The 22,556-nt window shown below is 33.0% G+C and carries 20 protein-coding genes, 1 tRNA gene and 1 riboswitch; of the genes, 20 read left to right on the top strand and 1 reads right to left on the bottom strand.

Annotated features, from left to right (window positions below; genetic code table 11):
• The first annotated feature begins 78 nt into the window (after positions 1-78).
• From BUB90_RS15015 to BUB90_RS14985, 7 genes are all read left to right on the top strand, one after another.
• Positions 79-756, top strand: coding sequence for a beta/alpha barrel domain-containing protein (locus BUB90_RS15015; protein WP_073289247.1), 678 nt, complete (start codon positions 79-81; stop codon positions 754-756).
• A 26-nt stretch (positions 757-782) separates the two neighbouring features.
• Positions 783-1,055 carry a hypothetical protein gene (locus BUB90_RS15010; protein WP_073289245.1) on the top strand — a complete coding sequence of 91 codons (273 nt, stop codon included), beginning with the start codon at positions 783-785 and terminating at the stop codon, positions 1,053-1,055.
• Between the two features lie 221 nt (positions 1,056-1,276).
• Positions 1,277-2,461, top strand: coding sequence for a pyridoxal phosphate-dependent aminotransferase (locus tag BUB90_RS15005; protein WP_073289242.1), 1,185 nt, complete (start codon positions 1,277-1,279; stop codon positions 2,459-2,461).
• A gap of 12 nt (positions 2,462-2,473) precedes the next feature.
• Complete coding sequence (gene hisC, locus BUB90_RS15000) at positions 2,474-3,532, top strand: histidinol-phosphate transaminase (protein WP_073289240.1); 1,059 nt, start codon at positions 2,474-2,476, stop codon at positions 3,530-3,532.
• A 104-nt stretch (positions 3,533-3,636) separates the two neighbouring features.
• Positions 3,637-4,497: a DUF368 domain-containing protein gene (locus tag BUB90_RS14995; protein WP_073289238.1), complete on the top strand. Its 861-nt coding sequence runs from the start codon at positions 3,637-3,639 to the stop codon at positions 4,495-4,497.
• Between the two features lie 65 nt (positions 4,498-4,562).
• Positions 4,563-5,711 carry a sporulation integral membrane protein YtvI gene (ytvI, locus tag BUB90_RS14990; protein ID WP_073289236.1) on the top strand — a complete coding sequence of 383 codons (1,149 nt, stop codon included), beginning with the start codon at positions 4,563-4,565 and terminating at the stop codon, positions 5,709-5,711.
• A 399-nt stretch (positions 5,712-6,110) separates the two neighbouring features.
• The gene (locus BUB90_RS14985; RefSeq protein ID WP_073289234.1) at positions 6,111-6,911 is read left to right on the top strand and encodes a type II toxin-antitoxin system antitoxin SocA domain-containing protein; all 801 of its coding nucleotides are present in this window, start codon (positions 6,111-6,113) and stop codon (positions 6,909-6,911) included.
• Positions 6,912-7,021: 110 nt separating this feature from the next.
• On the opposite strand, the gene typA is transcribed toward BUB90_RS14985, so the two are convergent.
• A complete protein-coding gene (gene typA, locus BUB90_RS14980; RefSeq protein ID WP_073289231.1) occupies positions 7,022-8,854 on the bottom strand; it encodes a translational GTPase TypA in 1,833 nt (610 codons plus the stop codon).
• A gap of 520 nt (positions 8,855-9,374) precedes the next feature.
• Here typA and BUB90_RS14975 point away from each other — a divergent pair.
• From BUB90_RS14975 to BUB90_RS14915, 13 genes are all read left to right on the top strand, one after another.
• Positions 9,375-10,007: a single-stranded DNA-binding protein gene (locus tag BUB90_RS14975; RefSeq protein ID WP_073289229.1), complete on the top strand. Its 633-nt coding sequence runs from the start codon at positions 9,375-9,377 to the stop codon at positions 10,005-10,007.
• 232 nt (positions 10,008-10,239) lie between these two features.
• Positions 10,240-10,731: a cob(I)yrinic acid a,c-diamide adenosyltransferase gene (locus BUB90_RS14970; RefSeq protein ID WP_073289331.1), complete on the top strand. Its 492-nt coding sequence runs from the start codon at positions 10,240-10,242 to the stop codon at positions 10,729-10,731.
• A gap of 164 nt (positions 10,732-10,895) precedes the next feature.
• A riboswitch (Lysine riboswitch) is annotated at positions 10,896-11,069 on the top strand.
• Between the two features lie 455 nt (positions 11,070-11,524).
• Positions 11,525-12,409 (top strand): 4-hydroxy-tetrahydrodipicolinate synthase, encoded by an 885-nt coding sequence (dapA, locus tag BUB90_RS14965; protein ID WP_073289227.1) that lies wholly within the window; start codon positions 11,525-11,527, stop codon positions 12,407-12,409.
• A gap of 51 nt (positions 12,410-12,460) precedes the next feature.
• Positions 12,461-13,216 (top strand): 4-hydroxy-tetrahydrodipicolinate reductase, encoded by a 756-nt coding sequence (dapB, locus tag BUB90_RS14960; RefSeq protein ID WP_073289225.1) that lies wholly within the window; start codon positions 12,461-12,463, stop codon positions 13,214-13,216.
• A 262-nt stretch (positions 13,217-13,478) separates the two neighbouring features.
• Positions 13,479-14,192, top strand: a complete 714-nt coding sequence (locus BUB90_RS14955) for a LytR/AlgR family response regulator transcription factor (RefSeq protein WP_073289223.1) — start codon at positions 13,479-13,481, stop codon at positions 14,190-14,192.
• A complete protein-coding gene (locus tag BUB90_RS14950) occupies positions 14,192-15,529 on the top strand; it encodes a sensor histidine kinase (RefSeq protein WP_073289221.1) in 1,338 nt (445 codons plus the stop codon). The genes BUB90_RS14955 and BUB90_RS14950 overlap by 1 nt, the downstream gene beginning before the upstream one ends.
• A 92-nt stretch (positions 15,530-15,621) precedes the next feature.
• Entirely contained in the window at positions 15,622-16,221 is a 600-nt protein-coding gene (locus BUB90_RS14945) for an accessory gene regulator B family protein (protein ID WP_073289219.1), read from the top strand.
• Positions 16,205-16,333, top strand: coding sequence for an AgrD family cyclic lactone autoinducer peptide (locus BUB90_RS14940; protein ID WP_084139293.1), 129 nt, complete (start codon positions 16,205-16,207; stop codon positions 16,331-16,333). The genes BUB90_RS14945 and BUB90_RS14940 overlap by 17 nt, the downstream gene beginning before the upstream one ends.
• Before the next feature lie 442 nt (positions 16,334-16,775).
• Positions 16,776-19,133: a SpoIID/LytB domain-containing protein gene (locus BUB90_RS14935; protein ID WP_073289217.1), complete on the top strand. Its 2,358-nt coding sequence runs from the start codon at positions 16,776-16,778 to the stop codon at positions 19,131-19,133.
• A 182-nt stretch (positions 19,134-19,315) separates the two neighbouring features.
• Positions 19,316-19,400 (top strand) — tRNA-Leu (locus tag BUB90_RS14930).
• A gap of 325 nt (positions 19,401-19,725) precedes the next feature.
• Positions 19,726-20,562, top strand: coding sequence for an HNH endonuclease (locus BUB90_RS14925; RefSeq protein WP_073289215.1), 837 nt, complete (start codon positions 19,726-19,728; stop codon positions 20,560-20,562).
• Between the two features lie 442 nt (positions 20,563-21,004).
• Complete coding sequence (locus tag BUB90_RS14920; protein ID WP_073289213.1) at positions 21,005-21,205, top strand: hypothetical protein; 201 nt, start codon at positions 21,005-21,007, stop codon at positions 21,203-21,205.
• 189 nt (positions 21,206-21,394) lie between these two features.
• Positions 21,395-22,522, top strand: coding sequence for an aldo/keto reductase (locus BUB90_RS14915; protein WP_073289211.1), 1,128 nt, complete (start codon positions 21,395-21,397; stop codon positions 22,520-22,522).
• Positions 22,523-22,556 lie beyond the last annotated feature (34 nt).

Here is a 22,556-nt window from a genome sequence, read left to right as displayed (position 1 = left end):
TATAAGGATTGAATTGAAAGTAATAGAAAAAAAGGATATAATAAAGATACAGGCTTGGGCGAAGGAAGGAAAGTGAGTATGGAAAAATATAATATTCCTGAAATTGATGGTAACCTTCGGAAACATATGGTTCGTGTGCCTCAGGTCATTGAACAGGTAAGTGGAATACGGATTTTTGGTAAATTGATAAAATCGTTGGTTTTTACAACGGATGTTGCAATTATACGTAATTGTAATGCGAACGCAGTAATTGCAGTTTATCCGTTCACACCACAACCAATAATTACGCATTCTATTATTAATTGTTCCGATGTCCCTGTGTTTTGCGGAGTCGGTGGTGGAACAACAACTGGAAAGCGAGTAACGAATCTAGCAGAAGATGCGGAATTCCAAGGGGCCATGGGGGTTGTAGTCAATGCACCAACACCCAATGAAACATTAGAATACTTAAGCTGCAAAATAGATATTCCAATTGTGATAACCGTTGTTTCTGAAAAAACTGATATTGAGAAAAGACTAGAAAGTGGCGCGTCAATACTGAATGTATCAGGTGCGTCGAATACAGCTAAAATCGTTTCCGATATAAGAAAAGATTTTCCTGATGTACCGATTATTGCCACGGGGGGACCTACTCAAGAGAGTATATTAAGAACAATAGATGCGGGGGCGAATGCAATTACATTTACTCCACCAAGTAGTGGTGAAATCTTTAAGATGATGATGAATAATTATCGAGGAGAAAAGTACATTATTTAGATGAGGGATGCAATACGGGGGATGTTATGAAAGTTCTATGGAAAAAAAGTAAAGATAAGACTAGATGGTTGGAAGGAAAAAAAGCCTTAGAACCCAAGTTTGCAGCAACAATAGAATTAAAAGGCAGTAGCACGAAAGATAACAATGAAAATACTAAGGAGTATGAAATTGTAGAGCGTGTGATTTATCCTGAAAAGATTATATGTCCTGATTGTGGAGGTTTAACACTGGAAGGACTTGATTTTTGTGATAGATGTGGTGGAGAGATCCATGACATGGGAGATCAAGAATCGAAGTAATATCTTTACTCTCTTAGTTTATGGCAACAATTTGAGTTTCATTGGCATAGAAGGGAAAAAAGAATAATGAAAGGTTATCAAAGTGACTGTGATAAGGACTTTGATAACCTTTTCTATTTGGGTTATATTGACTAGAAAGATTGATTATTACATGTCTGCTGTGCTATACTAAAGTATATTAACAGGTAAATAATTATATAAACATAGAAAAGAGGAGTACAATGATTTCAGAAAAAATGGTAAGCCTAGTACAGAATAGTTCCGTCATTCGTGCAATGTTTGAAGAAGGTAGGGAATTAGCAAATATATATGGAGAAGAGAATGTATTTGATTTTAGTATAGGAAACCCAAGCGTTGAACCACCGATAGAGGTAAAAGAAGCAATCATAGATATCATAACAAATGATAGTCCTAATTTAGTACATGGTTATATGAATAATTCAGGATATGAAGATGTAAGAGAAGTTGTTGCTAAGCATATTAATAACACGCATGGAACTACATTCGTAGGGGAGAATATTGTTATGACCGTAGGTGCAGCGGGGGGACTAAATGTGATCTTCAAAGCACTTCTTAATAAAGATGATGAAGTAATTGTATTTGCACCTTATTTTGGAGAATATCGTAACTATGTAAGTAACTATGATGGCGTATTAGTAGAAATATCTCCCAATACTGTAGATTTTCAACCAAACCTTGATGAGTTTAAGAAAAAAATTACGATTAAAACCAAAGCTGTAATAGTAAACACACCTAACAATCCAACGGGTGTTGTGTATAGTGAAGAAACAATCTGTAAATTAGCAAGCATCCTAGAAGAAAAGCAGAAGGAGTTTGGGACAAGTATATACCTCATCTCTGATGAACCATATAGAGAACTTGTTTACGATGGGGTAGAGGTACCGTACCTAACAAAGTATTACAAGAATACGGTGGTGGGGTACTCCTATAGCAAATCGCTATCATTACCTGGTGAGAGAATTGGTTATCTTGTGTTACCAAGTGAAATGGATGATTTCTTGAATGTTTCAGCAGCTGTTAATGTTGCAAATCGTATCTTAGGATACGTGAATGCACCTTCACTCATGCAGCGTGTAGTTGCTAGATGTATTGATGCTAAAGTAGACGTAGAGATATACAATCGTAATAGAGAAGAATTATATAACAATTTAACTGCATTTGGATATCATTGTATAAAACCTCAAGGGGCATTCTATCTATTCATTGAAGCATTAGGTGGTGACGATTTTGCATTCGCTAATGCAGCTAAGAAACATAATATCTTAATTGTACCAGGAACATCCTTTGGTTGTCCTGGATATTGTAGAATTGCGTACTGTGTAGATTATAGCAAAGTAACGGGTGCACTAGCAGGATTTGAAAAACTAGTGAAAGAATATCAGTAAGGGAGAGACAGGATGAGAGCATGGGAGAAAAATTTTAGAAAAGTAGAACCATATGTACCAGGTGAGCAACCGAAACTTGATACGATGATTAAACTGAATACGAATGAGAATCCATATCCACCAGCACCTGGGGTATTACAGGCAATGAAAGAGTTTGATGTAGACAAGTTACGTCTATATCCAGATGATAAATCAGACATATTAGTGGGAGCCTTAGCAGATTATTATCAAGTAGATAAAAATCAGGTTTTCGTGGGGGTTGGATCAGATGATGTACTAGGAATGGCTTTCCTAAGTTTCTTTAATTCAGACAAGCCAATCCTATTCCCTGATATTACGTATTCCTTCTATCAAGTGTGGGCGAATCTCTATAAGATTCCTTACGAGACACCTGCGCTCGACGATAGTTTTCGTATAAAAAAAGAAGATTATTATAAAGAGAGCGGAGGAGTTGTTTTAGCAAATCCCAATGCTCCAACAGGTATCTACGAGGATCTTACTTTTATTGAAGATATATTACAACATAACCAAGATGTTATCGTAATTGTTGATGAGGCTTATGTTGATTTTGGAGGAAAATCAGCGATTGAATTAATTGATAGATATGAGAATCTTCTTGTGGTACAAACCTTTTCAAAGGCTAGATCAATGGCAGGTATGCGTATCGGCTACTGTATAGGAAACAAAGACTTAATTAAAGTTATTAACGATGTTAAATATTCTTATAACTCTTATACAATGAATCAAACTTCACTATATATAGGAGTAGAAGCGGTTAAAGATGAGGCGTATTTTAGAGAAAATCTTGCGAAGATTATGGAAGAAAGAGAACGAACAATTGTAGAATTAAAGAAACTAGGTTTTACGTGTACAGACTCCAAGACTAATTTTGTTTTTGCCAAGCATAAGACTGCCCCAGCTGCTGAATTGTTAGAGATGTTAAGAGAACAGAATATATTCGTTAGAAACTTTGCAAGCAATCCTCGTATTAGTAATTATCTACGTATCACAGTTGGAACAAGGGAAGAGATGGATTCACTCTTTACTGCAATACGAGAATACGTAATGTAATACATATATTACGTATAGCACAGGGAATAGTGTGTAATACTCTAGGTATTCTAAACACACGATAAAGTAAACAAATGTTAGAGTTCAAAGGCGGATTATGATTTATGAAATTAATGAAAGAATTTTTTAAGGGAGTAATAATTGGTATAGCTAATATTATTCCTGGAGTTAGTGGTGGTACCATGGCCGTTTCTATGGGAATCTATGATAAGATGATATATGCGGTTAACAATATTAGGAAGCAGTTCAAAAAAAGTATTCAGTTTCTGTTACCTTATATAATTGGAGCTGTTATTGGTATAGCTGCTTTAAGCGTTGTTATTGAGATGTTATTTGATAGAAGACCATTAGAAACCTCGTTAGGATTTATAGGACTTATTATTGGCGGTATACCGATTCTTATTAAGAAGGTAAAGGATAAGGGATTTCGAATATCGTATGCTATCTCATTTCTCTTTTTCTTTGCATTCATAATTGGTCTTCAATTGCTACAAGGAAATGAAGGTACAGCGGTAGTATTGAATTCATCACCGAAGATGATAATTATCCTATTCCTAGTTGGTATAATAGCCTCGGCAACAATGGTTATACCAGGGGTTAGCGGTTCAATGATTCTAATGTTACTTGGCTTTTATCAGCCGATTATTGATATGGTAAGTCAATGTGTGTCTGCATTAAAGGGTTTTAATATCGGATTGATTTTTAAGAATGGAATTATTCTCTTACCTTTTATAATAGGTGTTCTTTTAGGAATCGTAATTATTGCTAAACTAATTACATTCCTGTTTGAAAAGTTTGAAACGGTAACCTTCTATGGAATTATTGGGTTAGTTGCAGCATCACCTTTTGCGGTATTGATGAGTAGTGGGGGAAGTAGTCCAAAGATATCGAATATTATTATTGGAGTGATAGCTTGCGTGGCAGGAATTACAGTAACATATTTTTTGGGCGGCAAAGACGCTTAATATAGGAGTGAATCTAAGGTGGCGGGCCTACTTTGACCCGTCGCTAGAAAACGGGGAGTGATAAGATGAAGAATCCTAATATTTATAAGAAGATCGCAATTGATTTAATACTTACAATAGTAATCGTACTCTTGTTAATTTTTGTAGCTCCTAAACTAATTGCATTCTTTTTGCCATTTGTTATAGGGTATGTTATCGCTTTGATAGCCAATCCATTGGTTAAGTTTTTAGAAAAACGATTGAAAATAGTACGAAAGCATGGTTCTGCTATTGTTATTATAGTTGTTTTGGCACTAATTATCGGGGCACTCTATCTAATAATTAGTGTGTTGGTCCGAGAAAGTATTTCGTTTATAACGGATTTACCGAATCTATATGAAAACCTTAATCTACAGATTAAGGAAGTTCAAAACAATCTACAAGGGGTATATAAGGCCTTTCCACTTGGTATACAGAAGTTCATAGATAATTTAGGAGATAATATTGGTTCATACGTTAATGTGTTTGTACAGAAGATGGAGTTACCAACTATAAGTGATGCGGGATTGCTTGTTAAAAATGCAGCTGAGTTTCTATTTATGATGATTATAACAATTATGTCTGCTTATTTTTTCGTTGCCGAAAGAGAAAGAATGTCACTGCAAATAAAGAAGATTCTTCCAGAAACATGGGGGGATAAGGTCAAAATGATATCTGATAATTTTAAATTAGCATTCGGTGGATATTTGAAAGCACAATTTAAGATTATGCTTGTTATTACGATTATCTTGTTTGCCGGTTTTGAGGTTATCAATGTTGGGTATGCCATTCTATTAGCATTAGGGATTGCTTTCTTAGACTTCCTACCTTTCTTTGGAACTGGTGCGGTTTTATGGCCGTGGGCCGTGGTAGAATTGGTGAGTGGTAATTACTTTAGAACGGTTGTATTATTAATTATTTATTTAATATGTCAAATTGTAAGACAGATTCTTCAACCTAAATTAGTAGGGGATAGTATTGGTATAAGTCCATTGGAGACGCTGATATTTATGTATGTTGGTTATAAGGTAAAAGGATTGCTAGGAATTATCATAGGAATACCAATTGGCATGATACTTGTTAACTTCTATAAATCAGGTGCTTTTGATGGCATAATTGAGGATATTCGCTATATTACCAACGATATAATAAATATCCGAAGGCATAAAGATTATAATGACAAAAAACATGAGTAATATTGGTTTATTTACTCGTGTAATAAAATACAATATCTTGCATATTTTATAGTAAAAATAGTGAAAATCAAAGCGTAGGACTTTAGACCTGTATTTTAATTCAAATATTTGTAAAAAAAAGATTTGAAATAGTGTAAATAATTTGACGATAATCGCTTGAAAAACAGATTCGTTTAAATATCTATATTTAAACCGCTGATTATATAATAAAATTATAAAAAATATCAAAAATAAAGAAAAAAGTGGCGATAAATGCGAGGAAAAGTTGCAAATGTATAATTATGCATAAATTTGCAACTTGACCAAATGGAAAATATTATATATTATAGTATTGATAAAGTAGTAATATTATCATAAATCGCCACTTTTTCAGTAAGAGAAGGGAAAGGAAAGAAAAGAATGGAGAATGAACTTTTACCAGATATACATGTTGCTGTATCAGTCGACGAAATTCAACAAATAATAACAAATTATAAAATTGGTAAAAAACCACTTGCAAGATTACTTGGTTGGGGAGAAACAACTATTATACGTTATCTTGAAGGTGATGCGCCAACTACAGAGTATTCGGATAAGCTACGCGCAATACTTGGAAATCCAACGTATTACTATAGTATACTTATGAGAAACAAAGGGAATCTAACAAATGTAGCTTTTAGAAAAAGTAAGAAGGCAGTACTTGAGAGACTTATGCAATCTAAGATTGACATAGTTGCTCAGTATATAATTAATCTTAAAGATTCAGAGATAAGCGCTGGATACATTCAAGTGCTTTTGTTCTACATTCAAGCTTTTTCTCTTGCATTTCACGGAAAAGAAATATTTGAAGATGAATGTTTTGCAATTGGAAACTCTTCTCCTTATCCAAATGTATATGAAAACATGAAAAAGTATGGAATGGTTAAACTTGAAATCGATGATTCTGTGTTATCAGAAGAAGAAAAGGATTTAATTGATGCAGTAATTGAAGGGTTTACATGGTATGGACCAAAAGCATTGTTTGCTCTATTAGAAAGAGAAAGCAAGGTATTAAGTGATTCTGTCGAAAATCGTAGTAATAAGTATATATCAAAAGATGTATTAAAGAATTATTATAAAGAAGCATTAATCCAATATAATATCAGCAATATAAAAGAAATTGGTAGATATCCAGATATCACATTATCCGAATTACGTAGAGATATGATATATGCCATTTAATAGGAATTAAAAGTAAATAAATGAATAGTAAGTACATAAATAAAAACAGGCGGTTGCTTAACCGCCTGTTTTTATATTACTACTATATTGAACGTTCATAGAGTATGAAACTATTTACCGTTTCTCTTTGCACGCATTCTTTGTGTAGGATCTAAAATCTTCTTACGGATACGAAGATTTTCCGGAGTTACTTCTAATAGCTCATCTGTATCAATGAATTCTAGAGCTTGTTCTAAGCTTAAGATACGTGGAGTTGTTAATTTAAGTGCATCATCGGCACCAGAAGACCGAGTATTCGTTAATTGTTTTCTCTTACATATATTAACTTCAATATCTTCTGCTTTACCATTTTGTCCAATAATCATACCAGCATAAACTTTTTCACCTGCACCGATGAATAAAGTACCGCGTTCTTGTGCATTGAATAAACCATAAGTGATTGATTCACCAGTTTCAAAAGCAATTAAAGAACCTTGTTTTCTGTACTGTATATCACCTTTGTATGGGCCATAGCAATCAAATACTGTATTAATGATACCATTACCCCTAGTATCAGTCATGAATTCACCACGGTAGCCAATTAGGCCTCTTGCTGGAATAGAGAATTCTAATCTAGAATATCCACCATTAGCAGTAGACATACCTTGTAATTCACCTTTACGTTGACTTAATTTTTCAATTACTGTACCAGTATATTCTTCAGGAACATCAATGATAGCAGTTTCCATTGGCTCAAGAAGTTTACCGTTCTCATCTGTACGGTAAAGAACTTCTGCCTTACTTACTGCGAACTCATAACCTTCACGGCGCATGTTCTCAATTAATACAGAAAGATGTAATTCTCCACGGCCAGATACTTTATAACTTTCAGTAGATTCTGTTTCTTCAACACGTAAACTTACGTCTGTATTTAATTCTCTGAATAGACGTTCTCTAAGGTGTCTTGAAGTTACGAATTTACCTTCTTGTCCAGCAAATGGACTATCATTAACGATGAAATGCATAGCAATTGTTGGTTCAGAAATCTTTTGAAATGGAATTGGTACTGGATTCTCTAAGGAGCATAAAGTATCACCAATATGGATATCAGGAATACCTGAGATAGCAACAATCGCACCAATATCTGCTTTTTCCACTTCTATTTTCTTAAGGCCTTCGAATTCATATAATTTTCCTATTTTAACTTTCTTACGTTTTTCAGGGTCATGAGCATTTAATAACATAACCTCTTGATTTAAACGAAGAGAACCGTTGTCTACTTTACCAACACCAATACGACCAACATATTCGTTATAATCAATTGTACTGATTAGAACTTGTGTTTCTGCATCTGGATCACCTTCTGGAGCAGGAATGTAGTTAATAATCGTTTCGAATAATGGCTTCATGTTTTCAGGTGAATGATCAAGTTCAAGAATAGCAACACCTTCTTTAGCAGAAGCATATACGAAAGGACAATCTAGTTGTTCATCAGAAGCATCTAGTTCAATAAATAAATCAAGCACTTCATCGATAACTTCCGAAGGTCTTGCTTCTGGTCTATCTATCTTATTAATACATACGATTACAGGTAACTCAAGCTCTAAGGCTTTTTTGAGTACGAATTTGGTTTGAGGCATAGCACCTTCATAAGCGTCTACTACAAGAACTACTCCATTTACCATCTTAAGAACACGTTCAACTTCGCCACCGAAGTCAGCATGTCCTGGTGTATCAATAATATTTATTTTTACATCATTGTAAAATACGGCTGTATTTTTTGCTAAAATTGTAATCCCACGTTCTCTTTCAATATCATTAGAGTCCATAACTCTTTCTTGCACGGTTTGATTGGAACGAAATACACCGCTTTGTTTTAATAGTTCATCAACCAAAGTTGTTTTTCCATGGTCAACGTGTGCAATAATAGCTATATTTCTAATATCTTCTCTTTTTGTTTTCATTATTTCTCCAATCTGCACCAGACTGTTTTGTCTGTATACGAATAAAACAAATGTGAAGCTGTTCACATATATTTCATTATTTATAACTTTCAATGTACAACTAATATATTTTATCACAAATCTTACATTTTACAAGCAGTTATAAGAAAAGCAAAGAATTTTGGGAAATATGTAACATTTTCTTATAATTATTGTCTTTAAGCAAGGAAATTTTACTTAAATCAAGAAGTAGAATGAAAGTAGACACTTATTATTAAACGTTTATAAAGAAACATTTTGACTATTTCATAAGACAAAAGTTACAAAAAATAACATAAAAAATGTACAAAGTGTTAAATTTCAAATAAAAATGAAAACTAATATTTACATTTGGGTTAAAATGTACTAAAATTGGAAATACTTTATTGAATTACAATATTTTACTTCTAAAAATGAAAAGTTCAGCATAGATATATTAGTGAAGCAATCAATATACAATGTTGCTATTTTTAGAGCAGGATTAAGAGAGGAGTCGTACCATATGACAGATAAAGTATTTGATAATAATCAAGTAAGTATTGCAGGAGAGGTAATTAGTGAATTTGAGTACAGCCATGATGTGTTTGGAGAAGGATTTTATACCATTGATGTATCCGTTGGCAGGCTTAGTAATTCATCTGATGTAATCCCACTAATGATTTCAGAACGTCTCATGGATGTGAAAAAGAGCTATGTAGGAAAGTATATCGAGATTCTAGGACAATTTCGGTCATACAATAGGCATGAAGAGAATCGTAATCGTTTAGTTCTTTCTGTATTTGTAAGAGAAGTTAAAATTTGTGATGAGGGCTATGAGAGTCCAAAACCAAATTATATCTTTTTAGATGGCTATGTATGTAAGCAGCCAATCTATAGAAAAACTCCATTAGGAAGAGAAATCGCGGATATTCTATTGGCTGTAAACAGACCTTATGGCAAATCCGATTATATCCCTTGTATCTGCTGGGGAAGAAATGCTAGATTTGCAGAAAATTTTACTGTTGGTGGGCATATTCAAGTATTTGGTCGTATTCAAAGTAGAGAATACCAAAAGAAAGTCGGTGACGAAGACTTCGAAAGAAGAGTAGCATACGAAGTTTCAGTTAGCAAACTAGAATGTATTGAAGACAATTAGACGATAGCTATTTACAATTAAAAAATAATGTTGTATTATGGTATATCAAAAAGCAATGTGTTTTTTTAGTAATGGGGTAAATATTCAATCCCGCGAGGAAAAGCTTGCTTTTTCGAGTTAACCAGGGCAAAATAAAGAGTTACTTTATATTGTATACTCCAACTTAGAAGAAGATATAATTTCTATAGGTTGGTAACTGGACAGTTACGTTATAAGAAAGGACATGGGCAAGATGGATAAAAAGATTGTGCAAGTGTATTATGGCAACGGTAAGGGTAAGACAACTGCAGCAGTTGGCCAGTGTATACGAGCAGCAAGTCTAGGCTATGAAGTTATTATTATTCAATTTTTGAAGGGAAGAGATTCGGAAGAGTTCTCTTTTTTAAGTAAATTGGAACCAGATATTAAACTTTTCCGTTTTGAGAAAGCAAAGGAATCTTACATTGACCTCACAGAAGAAGAGCAGCTAGAGGAAAAAAAGAACATACTCAACGGTGTGAATTTTGCAAGAAAAGTAATTGAAACTGGAGAATGTGACGTCTTAGTATTAGATGAGATTCTTGGCTTAGTTGATCTTGGATTGATAACCATTGATGACATTGTGAAACTAATTAATTTAAGAGATGATTATTATAAATTAGTATTTACTGGACTTAATATGCCAGAGGAACTAATTGATCATGTTGATATGATATCGAAGATAGAGCAAATTAAGGGGTTCTAACTTAAGAATAAAAGGCAATTTTTTACATGCACGATTGATGTGAATCTACAGTATTTACATTAATCGTATAACGTAAAAGATTGCTTTTTTGTTACCTTTATTTAGTTTATTGATTAGCACTTGACAAAGATAAAGTAAGGTGCTATGATAAACGCAATTCAAATATATTTGGTAGAGGCGCATTTTTTATCAGTATACTGTAGGATATGTCAGGCATAGTCGATTACAGTAGAAAGGAAAAGATGCCGAAGTTCTTATAACCTGAACAATAAGGGCTGGGCATATAGTGAATAACTATATGACTGTCATCAATACAATGATGGAGTGCTACCTAAAGAATTTTTTCGCATATCAATGAAGATATACATATGCAGTATTCTTTAGGAGTCGACCGTGTTGTCGACTTTTTTTAGTTATACGAAATGTATTTTAAATTTCAATAACTAAAAACTCTCCGTAACTACTGATACGGTGATAAGGATGAAAAGAATCTTAAGAAAGAGAACCTTAAGTACTATTATATTTTCATCTTATAAAAACAGTACATAAAATTTGAAAAATTTTGTAAAAAGTATTTCAAGGAAGTAATGATAGAATATAATAAATCTATAAGAGTAACTATTCAACTACTTAGCTTGGCTAGATGTATGGAAATTGCATCAAAGACGTTTAATTAGACCGAAGGTAAAGAGTTATAGTTACAATTATTCTATTAATTACAAAAAACATCATAGAGGTGTTGTGCTGTTAGAAAAAGCCGTGTAATTAATTATAATATTAGGAGGGCTTAATTATGGCTATTTTTACAGGAGCAGGTGTTGCAATCGTTACACCATTCAAAGAGAATTTAGAGGTAGATTATAACAAATTAGAAGAAATTATTGATTATCAAATTGACAATGGAACGGATAGTATAATTATTTGTGGTACTACTGGCGAAGCATCGACCTTAACACACGAGGAACATTTAGAATGTATCAAAGTAGCTGTTAGCAGAGTTAACAAAAGAATCCCAGTTATAGCTGGAACTGGTTCTAACTGTACAGATACTGCAATATACCTTTCAAAAGAAGCCTGTCAAGCAGGTGTAGATGGTTTATTGCTCGTGACACCTTACTATAACAAAGCAACACAAAAAGGTTTGGTTGAACATTTTACTGACATAGCGAAAGCTTCCGATGCTCCGATTATCTTATATAATGTACCTGGAAGAACTGGCTGCAACATCGCTGCGAAGACTGCAGCAACATTAGTAAATAATGTTGATAACATTGTTGGTATCAAAGAAGCAAGTGGAAATATGTCACAAGCTGCAGAGATGGTCTTATTAACAGAAGGAAATATCGATTTATATTCAGGAAATGATGATCAGATTTTACCGATCTTATCACTTGGTGGTAAAGGTGTGATTTCTGTATTATCAAACATTGCCCCTAGAGATACTCATGATATAGTAGCTAAATACATGGCAGGGGATATTAAAGGCAGTCTTGATTTACAATTAAAATATCTACCTTTAATTAATGCACTTTTCTGTGAAGTAAATCCAATTCCTATTAAAAAAGCAGTTGAGTTAGCTGGTCTAGCTTCTGGAGCTTTAAGAAGACCTCTAACAGAGATGGAACCAGAGAACGCATCTCGCCTTATGAAAGAAATGAAATTAATAGGTATTATTTAATAACAAATAGAAATAATAGAGCTACATAGGATAGAACTTGGAGGCAAATATATGATAAAGATTATTATGCACGGCTGCAATGGGAAGATGGGTCAAGTGATTTCTGAAATAGTAAGAAATGACGAAGAATTAACAATTGTAGCAGGAATCGACCCATATACTATGAGAGAAAATGAATATCCTGTTTTTAATGATATTAATAAATGCGATATTATTGCAGATGTAATAATTGATTTTGCTACAGCGACAGCAGTTGATAAATTACTTGCTTATGCAAAGGAAAGAAAAATTCCTGTAGTCTTATGTACAACAGGTTTATCCGAAGAACAACTTAAAACAGTAGAAGAAACTAGTAAAGAAGTTGCTATATTGAAATCGGCAAATATGTCCGTTGGTGTTAACCTGTTATTCAAATTAGTACAGGAAGCCACAAAGATGTTAGCAAAAGACTATGATATTGAGATTATTGATCGACACCATAATCAAAAAGTTGATGCACCATCTGGTACTGCACTTGCTTTTGCAGACAAGATTAACGAAGTATTAGATAATGAATATGAATATGTATACGATCGTTCAGCAGAGAGAAAGAAGCGAAGTAAGAAGGAAATCGGTTTTAGTGCGGTTCGCGGGGGAAGTATTGTGGGAGATCATGATATAATATTCGCTGGATTAGACGAGGTTATCGAATTCCATCATAGCGCCTATTCTAAGGCAGTTTTTGCAAAGGGGGCTGTAACAGCAGCCAAATTCTTAGCAGGTAAACCTGCCGGAAGATATGATATGAGTGATGTTATAAAATTTTAATAAGGAACACTGTCAATGAAGAATAGTACTCCAGTGACAGTGTTTTTTATTATGTTAGTAAACTCCGCACATCGCAAATTTTTCCCCGTTATTTAGTTTGAGATATTCTGTCTATATCGTATGCAATTACTAAAATTATATTAATTATCAAAATAAGGAAAAGGACACAAACAATTGCTTTGCAACATATATAATTTAATGTATAATCTAATATACAAGACCGTATGGTAACAGGGTTCGTATAAAGTGGGAAGGTGATTCTATGTTGAGGATAGCCATTTGCGATGATGACCAAGCATTATTACATTCTTATAAGAATCGTATTAAAGCTTTGTTTGAGAGTAAACACGTAGATGCTATTATTTTCGATTATACAAAGGGAAGTAAGTTAATTACAGAATGTAAAGAGGTAGCATTTGATTTAATTTTTCTAGATATTGATATGCCAGAAATGTCAGGATTTGATGTAGCAGAAAAGATTAACGATATAAATGCGGATACCGTTATTATCTTCGTCACCAACGAAGAACAATTGGTGTATCGCTCTTTACGATACAGTCCTTTCCGTTTTATTAGGAAGGCATATTTTGTGGCAGAGTTGAGTGAAGCAATTATTTCCTTCTTAGATATGTATCTTAAAAGGAATAAAACTCAAGTATTTAATTGCATAAATGGGGAAATAGTAGCAATTAATATTAAAGATATTATGTACATAGAGAGTAATAAACATAAAGTAACAGTTTATACGCAAAAAAAAGATATTGTTACGAAAGCAAAGATTGGAGAACTAGAGGAGAACCTGAAGGATTTCGGGTTTATTCGCGTGCATATAGGATACTTAATCAATATGAAATATATATTTTCTATAGAAAAAACCGAGATAATCTTTGTTAACCAAACAAGCGTGCCAATGAGCCGCCATAGAACAGAACAAGTGAAAACGGAGTTCCATAAATACATAAGGAGTGATTTGTAGTGATAGAAGATATCGCTTTTGATTGGATGCCGAGTATAATTGAAAATTTTGTAATACTCTATTTTATGTCATATTATCTAGGATTTAAAGATCATGTAGCTTTAAGATATAGAAGAGCTATGTTGGTTATATTCACGTGTTTGTTATGCTTTTTAAGTAATCTAAGTTCATACATTACAACTTATGAAGTTGTATTCACTTTATTAGCGATTGTTGTATGTATCTGTTATGGCCTGTTTTTTTTGAAAGGGTCTTTTTTAAGTACGGTTTTTACTTCATTAATACCTTTTGTTTTTATTATAGTTATTAATACTGTAGTACTGTATGTTTTTTCTGTATTAACGAGCACAACGATGAAAACCTTGATTTTTGAAAGGAATGCAATAAGAGTACTATTATTAGTAATAACTAAAGGAAGTTTTATATTAGCAATTTCTTTAATTTCTAGATTAAGTCCTAAAAGTGACTTTATGTTTAAGAAAAGCGAAATTGTAGCAATTCTTTCTATATTCGTCTCGAGCTTACTAATAGCAGGCTTTATATTTGACAAGCAAATTAAGTTAGAGGTTGATGGGGATAATGGTAGTATTTTATACTTTATTTCGGCGGTTTTTGGCCTGATTGTAATCAATGTTTTAACTTTTCTTTCTTATTTGAAAATAGAAAAGGATAACAAAGAAAAAATACAGTATGAACTTGTTAAATTACAATTAGAACAGCAGAAACAATCTTATGAAGAATTTGAAAAAAAGAATTTAGAGATACGAAAAATCCGACATGATATGCGAAATTATATGGAGGCTTGCCTTGCATTAATGCAATCTGGAGAACATAAAAGTGCACAAGAATATCTTTATAATATTTGTACAAATGTAATTAAGCCAATAAATTATACCATCATTACAAATAACTCATTGATTAATGCGGTACTAAATAATAAATTACATCTATGTAACAATTATGGAATTAAAGTAAAATATAGTATACTATCTGACTTTGATGAATTTGATGAACTGGATATCTGTGTTTTACTGGGGAATCTATGGAATAATGCGATAGAGGCAACGCAGGACCTAGTAACCGAGAAGGAAATTGAATTCGAGGTTTTTAGTAAGAAAAATTATATAATTATCATCTTACGGAATTCAATTACGGAATCAATTATGAAGAAAAATCCAAAGTTTTTCACAACCAAAAAAGATAAATTAAATCATGGTTTAGGTATAGTTAGTATACGAGATATTGTGGATAAATACGAAGGAATAATGGAAAATTCTGAAGCTAACAACAAAATAGAGTTTCAAATAACACTAAAAAGAGGATTAAAGGAATTATAACTACCAATTATGTACTGTGGAGTACCAGTCGTGTTCAAAGTGTTGAAAAGGATAGGGAAAAAGGTTAATATATGTCTATGGGAGGAAGTCAAATGATTACCAAAATAGCCAATAAATTAACCATTTTTTTATTTAATAGAGAGATTATATCTAGGGAGGATATACCGATCTATGTATATGGTTACGAAGCACTACTTGCTTCGATTGTGAATTTTATACTAATTCTTACATTAGGTATAATACTTCACCAAGGATGGCAGCCAATCGTGTTTTTTGTGGTATTTGCTTTGACTCGTGTTTATAGTGGTGGTTATCATGCACAGTCCTATCTAAAGTGTAATTTGATTTTAGCTTCTGTTTATATAATTACAATAACGTTAGTCGAAGCTCTTGTCTATACAGAATCAGGTTATACAATTGTAGTATTTGTCCTATTTTATTTATCTGTTATTCTTAAATTTGCACCCGTACCAAATTCTAAGAAGCAGATAAGCGAAGCAGAGAGAGTGAAGTTTCGGGAGAAGATTTTATTACTCTCTGCAATATGGACAATCTTAATTCTAATCCTTTGCTTTATTTTTTTCAAAGTTGCCTTAATCGTGGCTATTACACTGTTTGTTGTAGCAGTGCTTATAGTAATACAACATATGCTTGATAGAGAGGAGGTATTACACAATGAAAAAAGTACTTAATACAGTAGCAAAAGTTGGTTTATATTCAGCAAAAAGTGCTAGTAGTAAGAGTTCATGGTGGGGATGTTACCAACCTCAAGAACCAGCTGAATTAAAGAAATTAAAGAAATAAGATATTGTGAAACTCTATACATATTGGTTAACCACCATAAGTAGTAAATCACCCTGATTTTGACGTTAGTCAATATTAATCTTTAGGCAAGAAAAGAAGGACGATAACATAAGTTATTGTCCTTCTTTTCTTGCTCTTAAAGCAGTTAAATAAGTGTGTGATGTGTTTTTAAATTAACAACACTACTATTGTAATAGTTTAATGTGATAAAATCAATAGACTTAATAAATTAACTAAGAATCAACATCAAAAAGCCAATATACTACATTTTTATAAAGCATACTAATAAACACAATTTAAATTAATACTTATCATAATCAAGTAGGTAATATAATATATTTACATATGTGGACGTGCAGTATAAAATATAAGGCGAAGCTTTAGAGCTAGTTATAGTGTGAAGATTCTTTTCACAGACTTTGAAAGGAGCATGGGTAGTTGTATGAAGCGTAAAATAGTATTAATTATACTTTGTATCATTATTATATGTGGTATATTTTTACGAAATGGTAATTCAAGTAAAGAAGATACCAACAATAGTGGGAATGATCAAGTTCAAAATCCGTTGGAGGAAACAATAACTCGTGCACAAGTTGCCAAAATGATTAGTTTTGCCGCATACACGAGGGAAGAATGTGAACAATTAGTTCGAGTTATTACATATAAAGATACGGATGTGGATAAGTGGTATGATAAATACATCAATGCAGTTACCGTATTGGAATTAATGGAAGAAGATAAGAATTTTCGTCCAAATGACGCACTTACATATGGAGAAGCAAAGCAAATATTAGAAAAATTACAATTAACGGATTATAAACGTCTTAGATTTGAGATAACTGATGATATCTTAAGTAACCAAATAAGTTCTATTGATTGGCTATCTGTTTATGAATATATTTGTACAGAAATATATAATTATGTTCCTAGTGAAAAAGATATCTTCGTGGTAATGGCTGGTAGTGATAAGAAGGAAAATAAGTGGAAAGTTGTAGGAGAAGATGAAACCTATCAAAGTGATGGAATTTCTTTAGAAAACTCTCTAAATCAAACGGTAACTGCTATCGTTAAAGGGAGTGAGATCCTAGCAATTAAGCAAGTTAAGGACGATACCATATCACTTGAGAATGTTTGGATTATTGACGGGAAAGAAAAGAGTATATCGGTTTTTATCAATGGTGTAGAGAGGACATTTCAAACAGAGAATGTATTGGCAGAAGAGATTACTAGTGTTGTTGGTGACTTAATTATAAGTAATCAAAGGGTTACAAAAGTCTCTGTGAAACCGAATCGTATCTCAGGAAAGGTACTTGCAGCTACCAAAGAATATATTGAAATCGAAGATTACGGAAAGATAGATGTAGAAGATAATTACAGAATCTATAAGATCTATGGCGATGTTGAGTCAAAAGTTAGTAATGCAGTGCTTGTAGGATATACGGTTACAGATTTTGTTGTATCGAATGATAAAATTAGTGCGGCATTAATTAAAGAAAGTGCTAAAGCTGAGAATATTCGTGTGTTATTAAAGACTACAGGATTCAAAGATATCTTCCATAGCAAGGTTGTGTTAACTTCTAACGAACCATTTACAATAACATATGGAAAGAAGACAAAGAAATATGATGCGAAAGAGCAAGTAACAATCAAGCCAACAAGTAAGATGCTAGAAGAAGGAAGACTACGAGTTAAAACAACGAATACAGGTAAAATAACAGTTTCTTCTATAGAAAGATCATATGGCATTCCAAGTTATCGAGGTTCATTGGAAATCGTATCTTATGAACAAGGTTTAACCATCGTGAATGAACTACCTTTAGAAGAATATCTATACAGTGTAGTTCCTAGTGAGATGCCAACTTCATATGGAAAAGAGTCTCTTAAAGTGCAAGCTGTTTGCGCAAGAAGTTATGCATATAATCAATTACTTACTAATCAGTACAGTGAATATGGTGCGCATGTTGATGATAGTACATCGTTCCAGGTGTATAATAACGTGGAAGAGAATGAGTCTTCAATTGAAGCGGTTAAAGATACTTATGGTAAGGTATTGGATTATGATGGTGAGGTTATCACTGCTTACTATTTCTCTACTTCATGTGGGTACACCTCAAGTGCAAGTGAAGTTTGGATGAACAATACACCGTTGGAATATCTAACAGGAAAATTACAAGTTGATGAAGATAAGTCGAAAGAATTAGACTTAACCGAAGATAAGAAATTCAGAGACTTTATTATGAATGATGATTATGAGACCTACGATAGTGATTTCGCTTGGTATCGTTGGCAGACAAAGGTATCTCTAGAGGATCTGAAAAGCACAATCGATGCAAAATTACAATCAAGATATAATGCAAATAGTAGGTTAATTCTAACCCTTGTTGGTGGTAAATATGTTAGTACACCAATCAACACAGTAGGTAATATTAAAAGTATTACTATTACCAAACGTGCAACAGGAGGTGTAGCAACAGAAGTAATTATTAAGGGATCTAAGAATACTGTGAAGGTTATCTCTGAATATAATATTCGGATTTTGTTATCACCAAGTGGAAATGATGTAGTTCGTAAGGACGATAGTAAGATTTCTAATATGAGCTTATTGCCAAGTGCTTTTATAATTATTGATGAAATTACCAAGGATGATACACTTACTGGTTATAAGATCCGTGGTGGAGGTTATGGTCACGGTGTTGGTATGAGTCAGAATGGTGTTAAGGCAATGGTAGAGGCTGGTTTCAAATACGAAGAAATATTAGAACATTATTATACCGGGGCCAATATTGCTTCCATATATTAATAGTTATTTGACAATCCAATATATTCTAACAGTTGAAAGCACTGTATATACTTTCAGCTGTTAGAAAAAAAATTATGTATATTTACAGGTTAATTAATTAAATATTAAAATAATTGAAATAATTCAATAAACAATATTGACAAGGAAGCTCACAAAGGATATAATATTTCTCGTACTGATGAGCAGTTGTGGCGGAATTGGCATACGCGCTAGACTAAGGATCTAGTGAGCATTGCGCTCGTGAGGGTTCAAGTCCCTTCGACTGCATAAAGAATGAAAAGGATCAAACCGGGAGGTTTGGTCCTTTTTTCGTTGAGGAAAGAGTCGACGAAACGGGTGAAGTGATGATGGAAGCTTGGGTCGAGAAGAAAATTGATGGGTGACTGGGTTGGGTGTAAGTATGGGTAAATAGGGCTATGTATGTGCAATGATTGCTAGGGGCTGGGCACCTTTATGGCACTTGGTGGGAGAATGCTTAATATAAGTGTGTTATGAAGTGCTTGACAGCATTATATTGATTTTGATTGGAAGAAAGCTTATATTAAACAATAGTAAATATGTGTATATACATTGAATTATGAGGAGGATGTCTATGGAATGGATAAGAACGGCAGACATGGGGACATATGATGTGATTGCTGCATTTGCTGAACTTTCTGAAATTGATTGGTCAAAATCAAGGTTTGGTATAGAAGAAGGGGATATAGTATACATTTACGTTGGAGCTCCATATAGTCGTATTATGTTTAAAACTATATGTACGAATCAAATGGTTGATAAAAATGATATAATAGATGATATAAAATTCTGGATTACAGAAGATCAATTCGATATTGATAATCAGTACGTTAGATTAAAACTCATATCGAACTATGATACAGATGAATTATCATTAAATCGGTTAAATAAGTTGGGATTTATTAAGAAGAGAATACAGGGAGCATATAAATCAATCAACTACCCTGAGTTATTCTCATATATTGGTAGGATAAAATTGAATATTGACTACGTTAATGAGGCGTATACAGTTCCAAGTATTTCTGAAACAGAAAAAGAAATACTTGCAAAAGCCAGGATAGGACAAGGTATATATAGAGATAATCTATTAAATAAGCATGAAAGCAGATGTATGTTATGTGGCTTACAATACAAAGGTTTATTAATAGCTAGTCATATAAAGGAATGGAGTGAAGCAAATAATGAAGAGCGTGTAGATTGTAATAATGGATTATTGTTATGTACACTTCATGATTCTTTATTTGACAAGCATCTCATTACATTTGATGATAATGGAAAGATTATGATTTCAACAAAACTCAATACTAAGGACAGAGCACTATGCAATATAACAGAAGAATCAAAAATCGAAATGGAATCACGAATAGCAAAATATATGGCGTATCATCGGAATAAGTTCTTAGAAGAATAAAATTAGTAAAAATAGGGACCAAAACGTTGGTTCTTATTTTGAGGATAGAATAGGTGGAACGAGTATAGTAATGAATACATACTGAGTTAATGATTTAACTTGAATAATTTATTAATAAAAAACCAATATTAGGGATAAGGTCAATTGTATGACTGTATCCCTTTAATAATAGCATATTTTATAAAGTCTAGCTGAAAATGACTAAAAACAGTAGTAAAAGAGCTGAATAATTGTAAAATGAGGCGGATTAACCTGCATTATGTATGTTATGGTGGTAAAATACAGGAAGAAAACAGAAATAATATACACAATAGCTAATAAATATACGATAATAATAATAAATAGATAGAATATTCGATAATTATATTGATATTTTGTGAATTTATGCTATAATATTGGTATAATTGTATAAGGATTTTCTGAAAAGAGTAGGAGTGATAGTATGGGTGTATCAGCAAAACAGCTTGATGACTGGAAAAGAGTTTTAATTGGGGAATACAAAGATGTAATTAACTCAATTCAATTATTATCGGACAAAGAGATCGTTGATTTGGATTCGATGAAATTTCTTTTATCGTGCAAGAGAAGTTTGGAAAATCAAATTAATAATTATGAAAGAGATATTTGTTTATATGAAGTATGATATCCATACAACTCTTCATACTTTTTGATAAAAAATAATTAATCATTGGAACTGTTACACGAGGGAATTGTAATCAAATTACCTGTGTGTAACGGTTTCTTTTTTCTTGACTTAACACATAGAACTGTTACTATATTAGAGAGACAATAGTGGTAGTTCCGCGTAAATTAATTAAATTGGAGGACGATTATGGAATATAGAAAATTAGATAAACTAGGTATTGAAATATCATTACTTGGATTTGGTTGTATGAGATTTCCACTTTCAGAAGATGGTAGTATTAATGAAGTAGAATCAGAGAAGATGATTGATAAGGCAATTGCTGAAGGTGTGAATTACATAGACACTGCTTATCCATATCATAATGGTGACAGTGAACCCTTTGTTGGGAAAGTTTTAAGTAAATATGATCGTTCGACGTATTATCTAGCAACGAAACTTCCTTGTTGGGAGATTAAATCAGTTGCAGATGCCGAGCGTATCTTTGATCAACAGTTAGAACGTTTGGGACAAGAATATGTGGATTTCTATCTGTTACATGCGCTTAATAGAGATCGATTCAATGAGATGAAGGAATTAGGAATAGTTGAATTTTGTGAAAAATTAAAAGAAGAAGGCAAGATTCGTTATCTAGGCTTCTCTTTTCATGATGATTATGATGCATTCGAAGAAATCCTTACATATAGAGATTGGGATTTCTGCCAAATACAATATAATTATATGGATACAGAGGAACAAGCAGGTGACAGAGGATATGAATTAACTGAGAAATTAGGTATCCCTGTTATTATTATGGAACCGATTAAGGGAGGTTCATTAGCAGAACTACCAGAAGATATAACGGCTATCTTTAAAAAAGCAGATCCGAAAGCATCGGTTGCTTCCTGGGCGCTACGATTTGTAGCGAGTCGTAAGAATGTTAAGACAGTCCTTAGTGGTATGTCAACATATGACCAAGTACTTGATAATCTCGATACATTTTCAGCTTTTAAAGCTTTAACTTCTGAAGAAGAACTAGTAGTCGAGAGGGTAGCTGCGACAATTAAGAGTAGAGTTAAGAATGGATGTACTGCTTGCAGATACTGCATGCCATGTCCAGCTGGCGTTGATATTCCGAAGAATTTTGCTATATGGAATCAACATGCTATGTACGGGAATACTGGTCATACTAAGTGGGCCTACTTTACGAACTTTAATGAAGAAAATCGTGCTGACCGTTGCATCTCTTGTGGAAAATGTGAAACGGTCTGTCCACAAAAAATCGCAATTCGTGATGATTTGAGTAAAGTTGTATCAGATATGGATAAAATTAAATAGATACCGTAGATGTTTACATTTTTTACAGAAAAAG

Source organism: Anaerosporobacter mobilis DSM 15930 (genome assembly GCF_900142955.1).
GTDB classification, from domain to species: domain Bacteria; phylum Bacillota; class Clostridia; order Lachnospirales; family Lachnospiraceae; genus Anaerosporobacter; species Anaerosporobacter mobilis.
This window is presented reverse-complemented; position numbering and strand designations above follow the sequence as displayed.

Coding starts and splice junctions, on each gene's coding strand:
- BUB90_RS15015 (WP_073289247.1), top strand. CDS start 79: ATGGAAAAATATAATATTCCTGAAATTGATGGTAACCTTCGGAAACAT.
- BUB90_RS15010 (WP_073289245.1), top strand. CDS start 783: ATGAAAGTTCTATGGAAAAAAAGTAAAGATAAGACTAGATGGTTGGAA.
- BUB90_RS15005 (WP_073289242.1), top strand. CDS start 1,277: ATGATTTCAGAAAAAATGGTAAGCCTAGTACAGAATAGTTCCGTCATT.
- hisC (WP_073289240.1), top strand. CDS start 2,474: ATGAGAGCATGGGAGAAAAATTTTAGAAAAGTAGAACCATATGTACCA.
- BUB90_RS14995 (WP_073289238.1), top strand. CDS start 3,637: ATGAAATTAATGAAAGAATTTTTTAAGGGAGTAATAATTGGTATAGCT.
- ytvI (WP_073289236.1), top strand. CDS start 4,563: ATGAAGAATCCTAATATTTATAAGAAGATCGCAATTGATTTAATACTT.
- BUB90_RS14985 (WP_073289234.1), top strand. CDS start 6,111: ATGGAGAATGAACTTTTACCAGATATACATGTTGCTGTATCAGTCGAC.
- typA (WP_073289231.1), bottom strand. CDS start 8,854: ATGAAAACAAAAAGAGAAGATATTAGAAATATAGCTATTATTGCACAC.
- BUB90_RS14975 (WP_073289229.1), top strand. CDS start 9,375: ATGACAGATAAAGTATTTGATAATAATCAAGTAAGTATTGCAGGAGAG.
- BUB90_RS14970 (WP_073289331.1), top strand. CDS start 10,240: ATGGATAAAAAGATTGTGCAAGTGTATTATGGCAACGGTAAGGGTAAG.
- dapA (WP_073289227.1), top strand. CDS start 11,525: ATGGCTATTTTTACAGGAGCAGGTGTTGCAATCGTTACACCATTCAAA.
- dapB (WP_073289225.1), top strand. CDS start 12,461: ATGATAAAGATTATTATGCACGGCTGCAATGGGAAGATGGGTCAAGTG.
- BUB90_RS14955 (WP_073289223.1), top strand. CDS start 13,479: ATGTTGAGGATAGCCATTTGCGATGATGACCAAGCATTATTACATTCT.
- BUB90_RS14945 (WP_073289219.1), top strand. CDS start 15,622: ATGATTACCAAAATAGCCAATAAATTAACCATTTTTTTATTTAATAGA.
- BUB90_RS14940 (WP_084139293.1), top strand. CDS start 16,205: ATGAAAAAAGTACTTAATACAGTAGCAAAAGTTGGTTTATATTCAGCA.
- BUB90_RS14935 (WP_073289217.1), top strand. CDS start 16,776: ATGAAGCGTAAAATAGTATTAATTATACTTTGTATCATTATTATATGT.
- BUB90_RS14925 (WP_073289215.1), top strand. CDS start 19,726: ATGGAATGGATAAGAACGGCAGACATGGGGACATATGATGTGATTGCT.
- BUB90_RS14920 (WP_073289213.1), top strand. CDS start 21,005: ATGGGTGTATCAGCAAAACAGCTTGATGACTGGAAAAGAGTTTTAATT.
- BUB90_RS14915 (WP_073289211.1), top strand. CDS start 21,395: ATGGAATATAGAAAATTAGATAAACTAGGTATTGAAATATCATTACTT.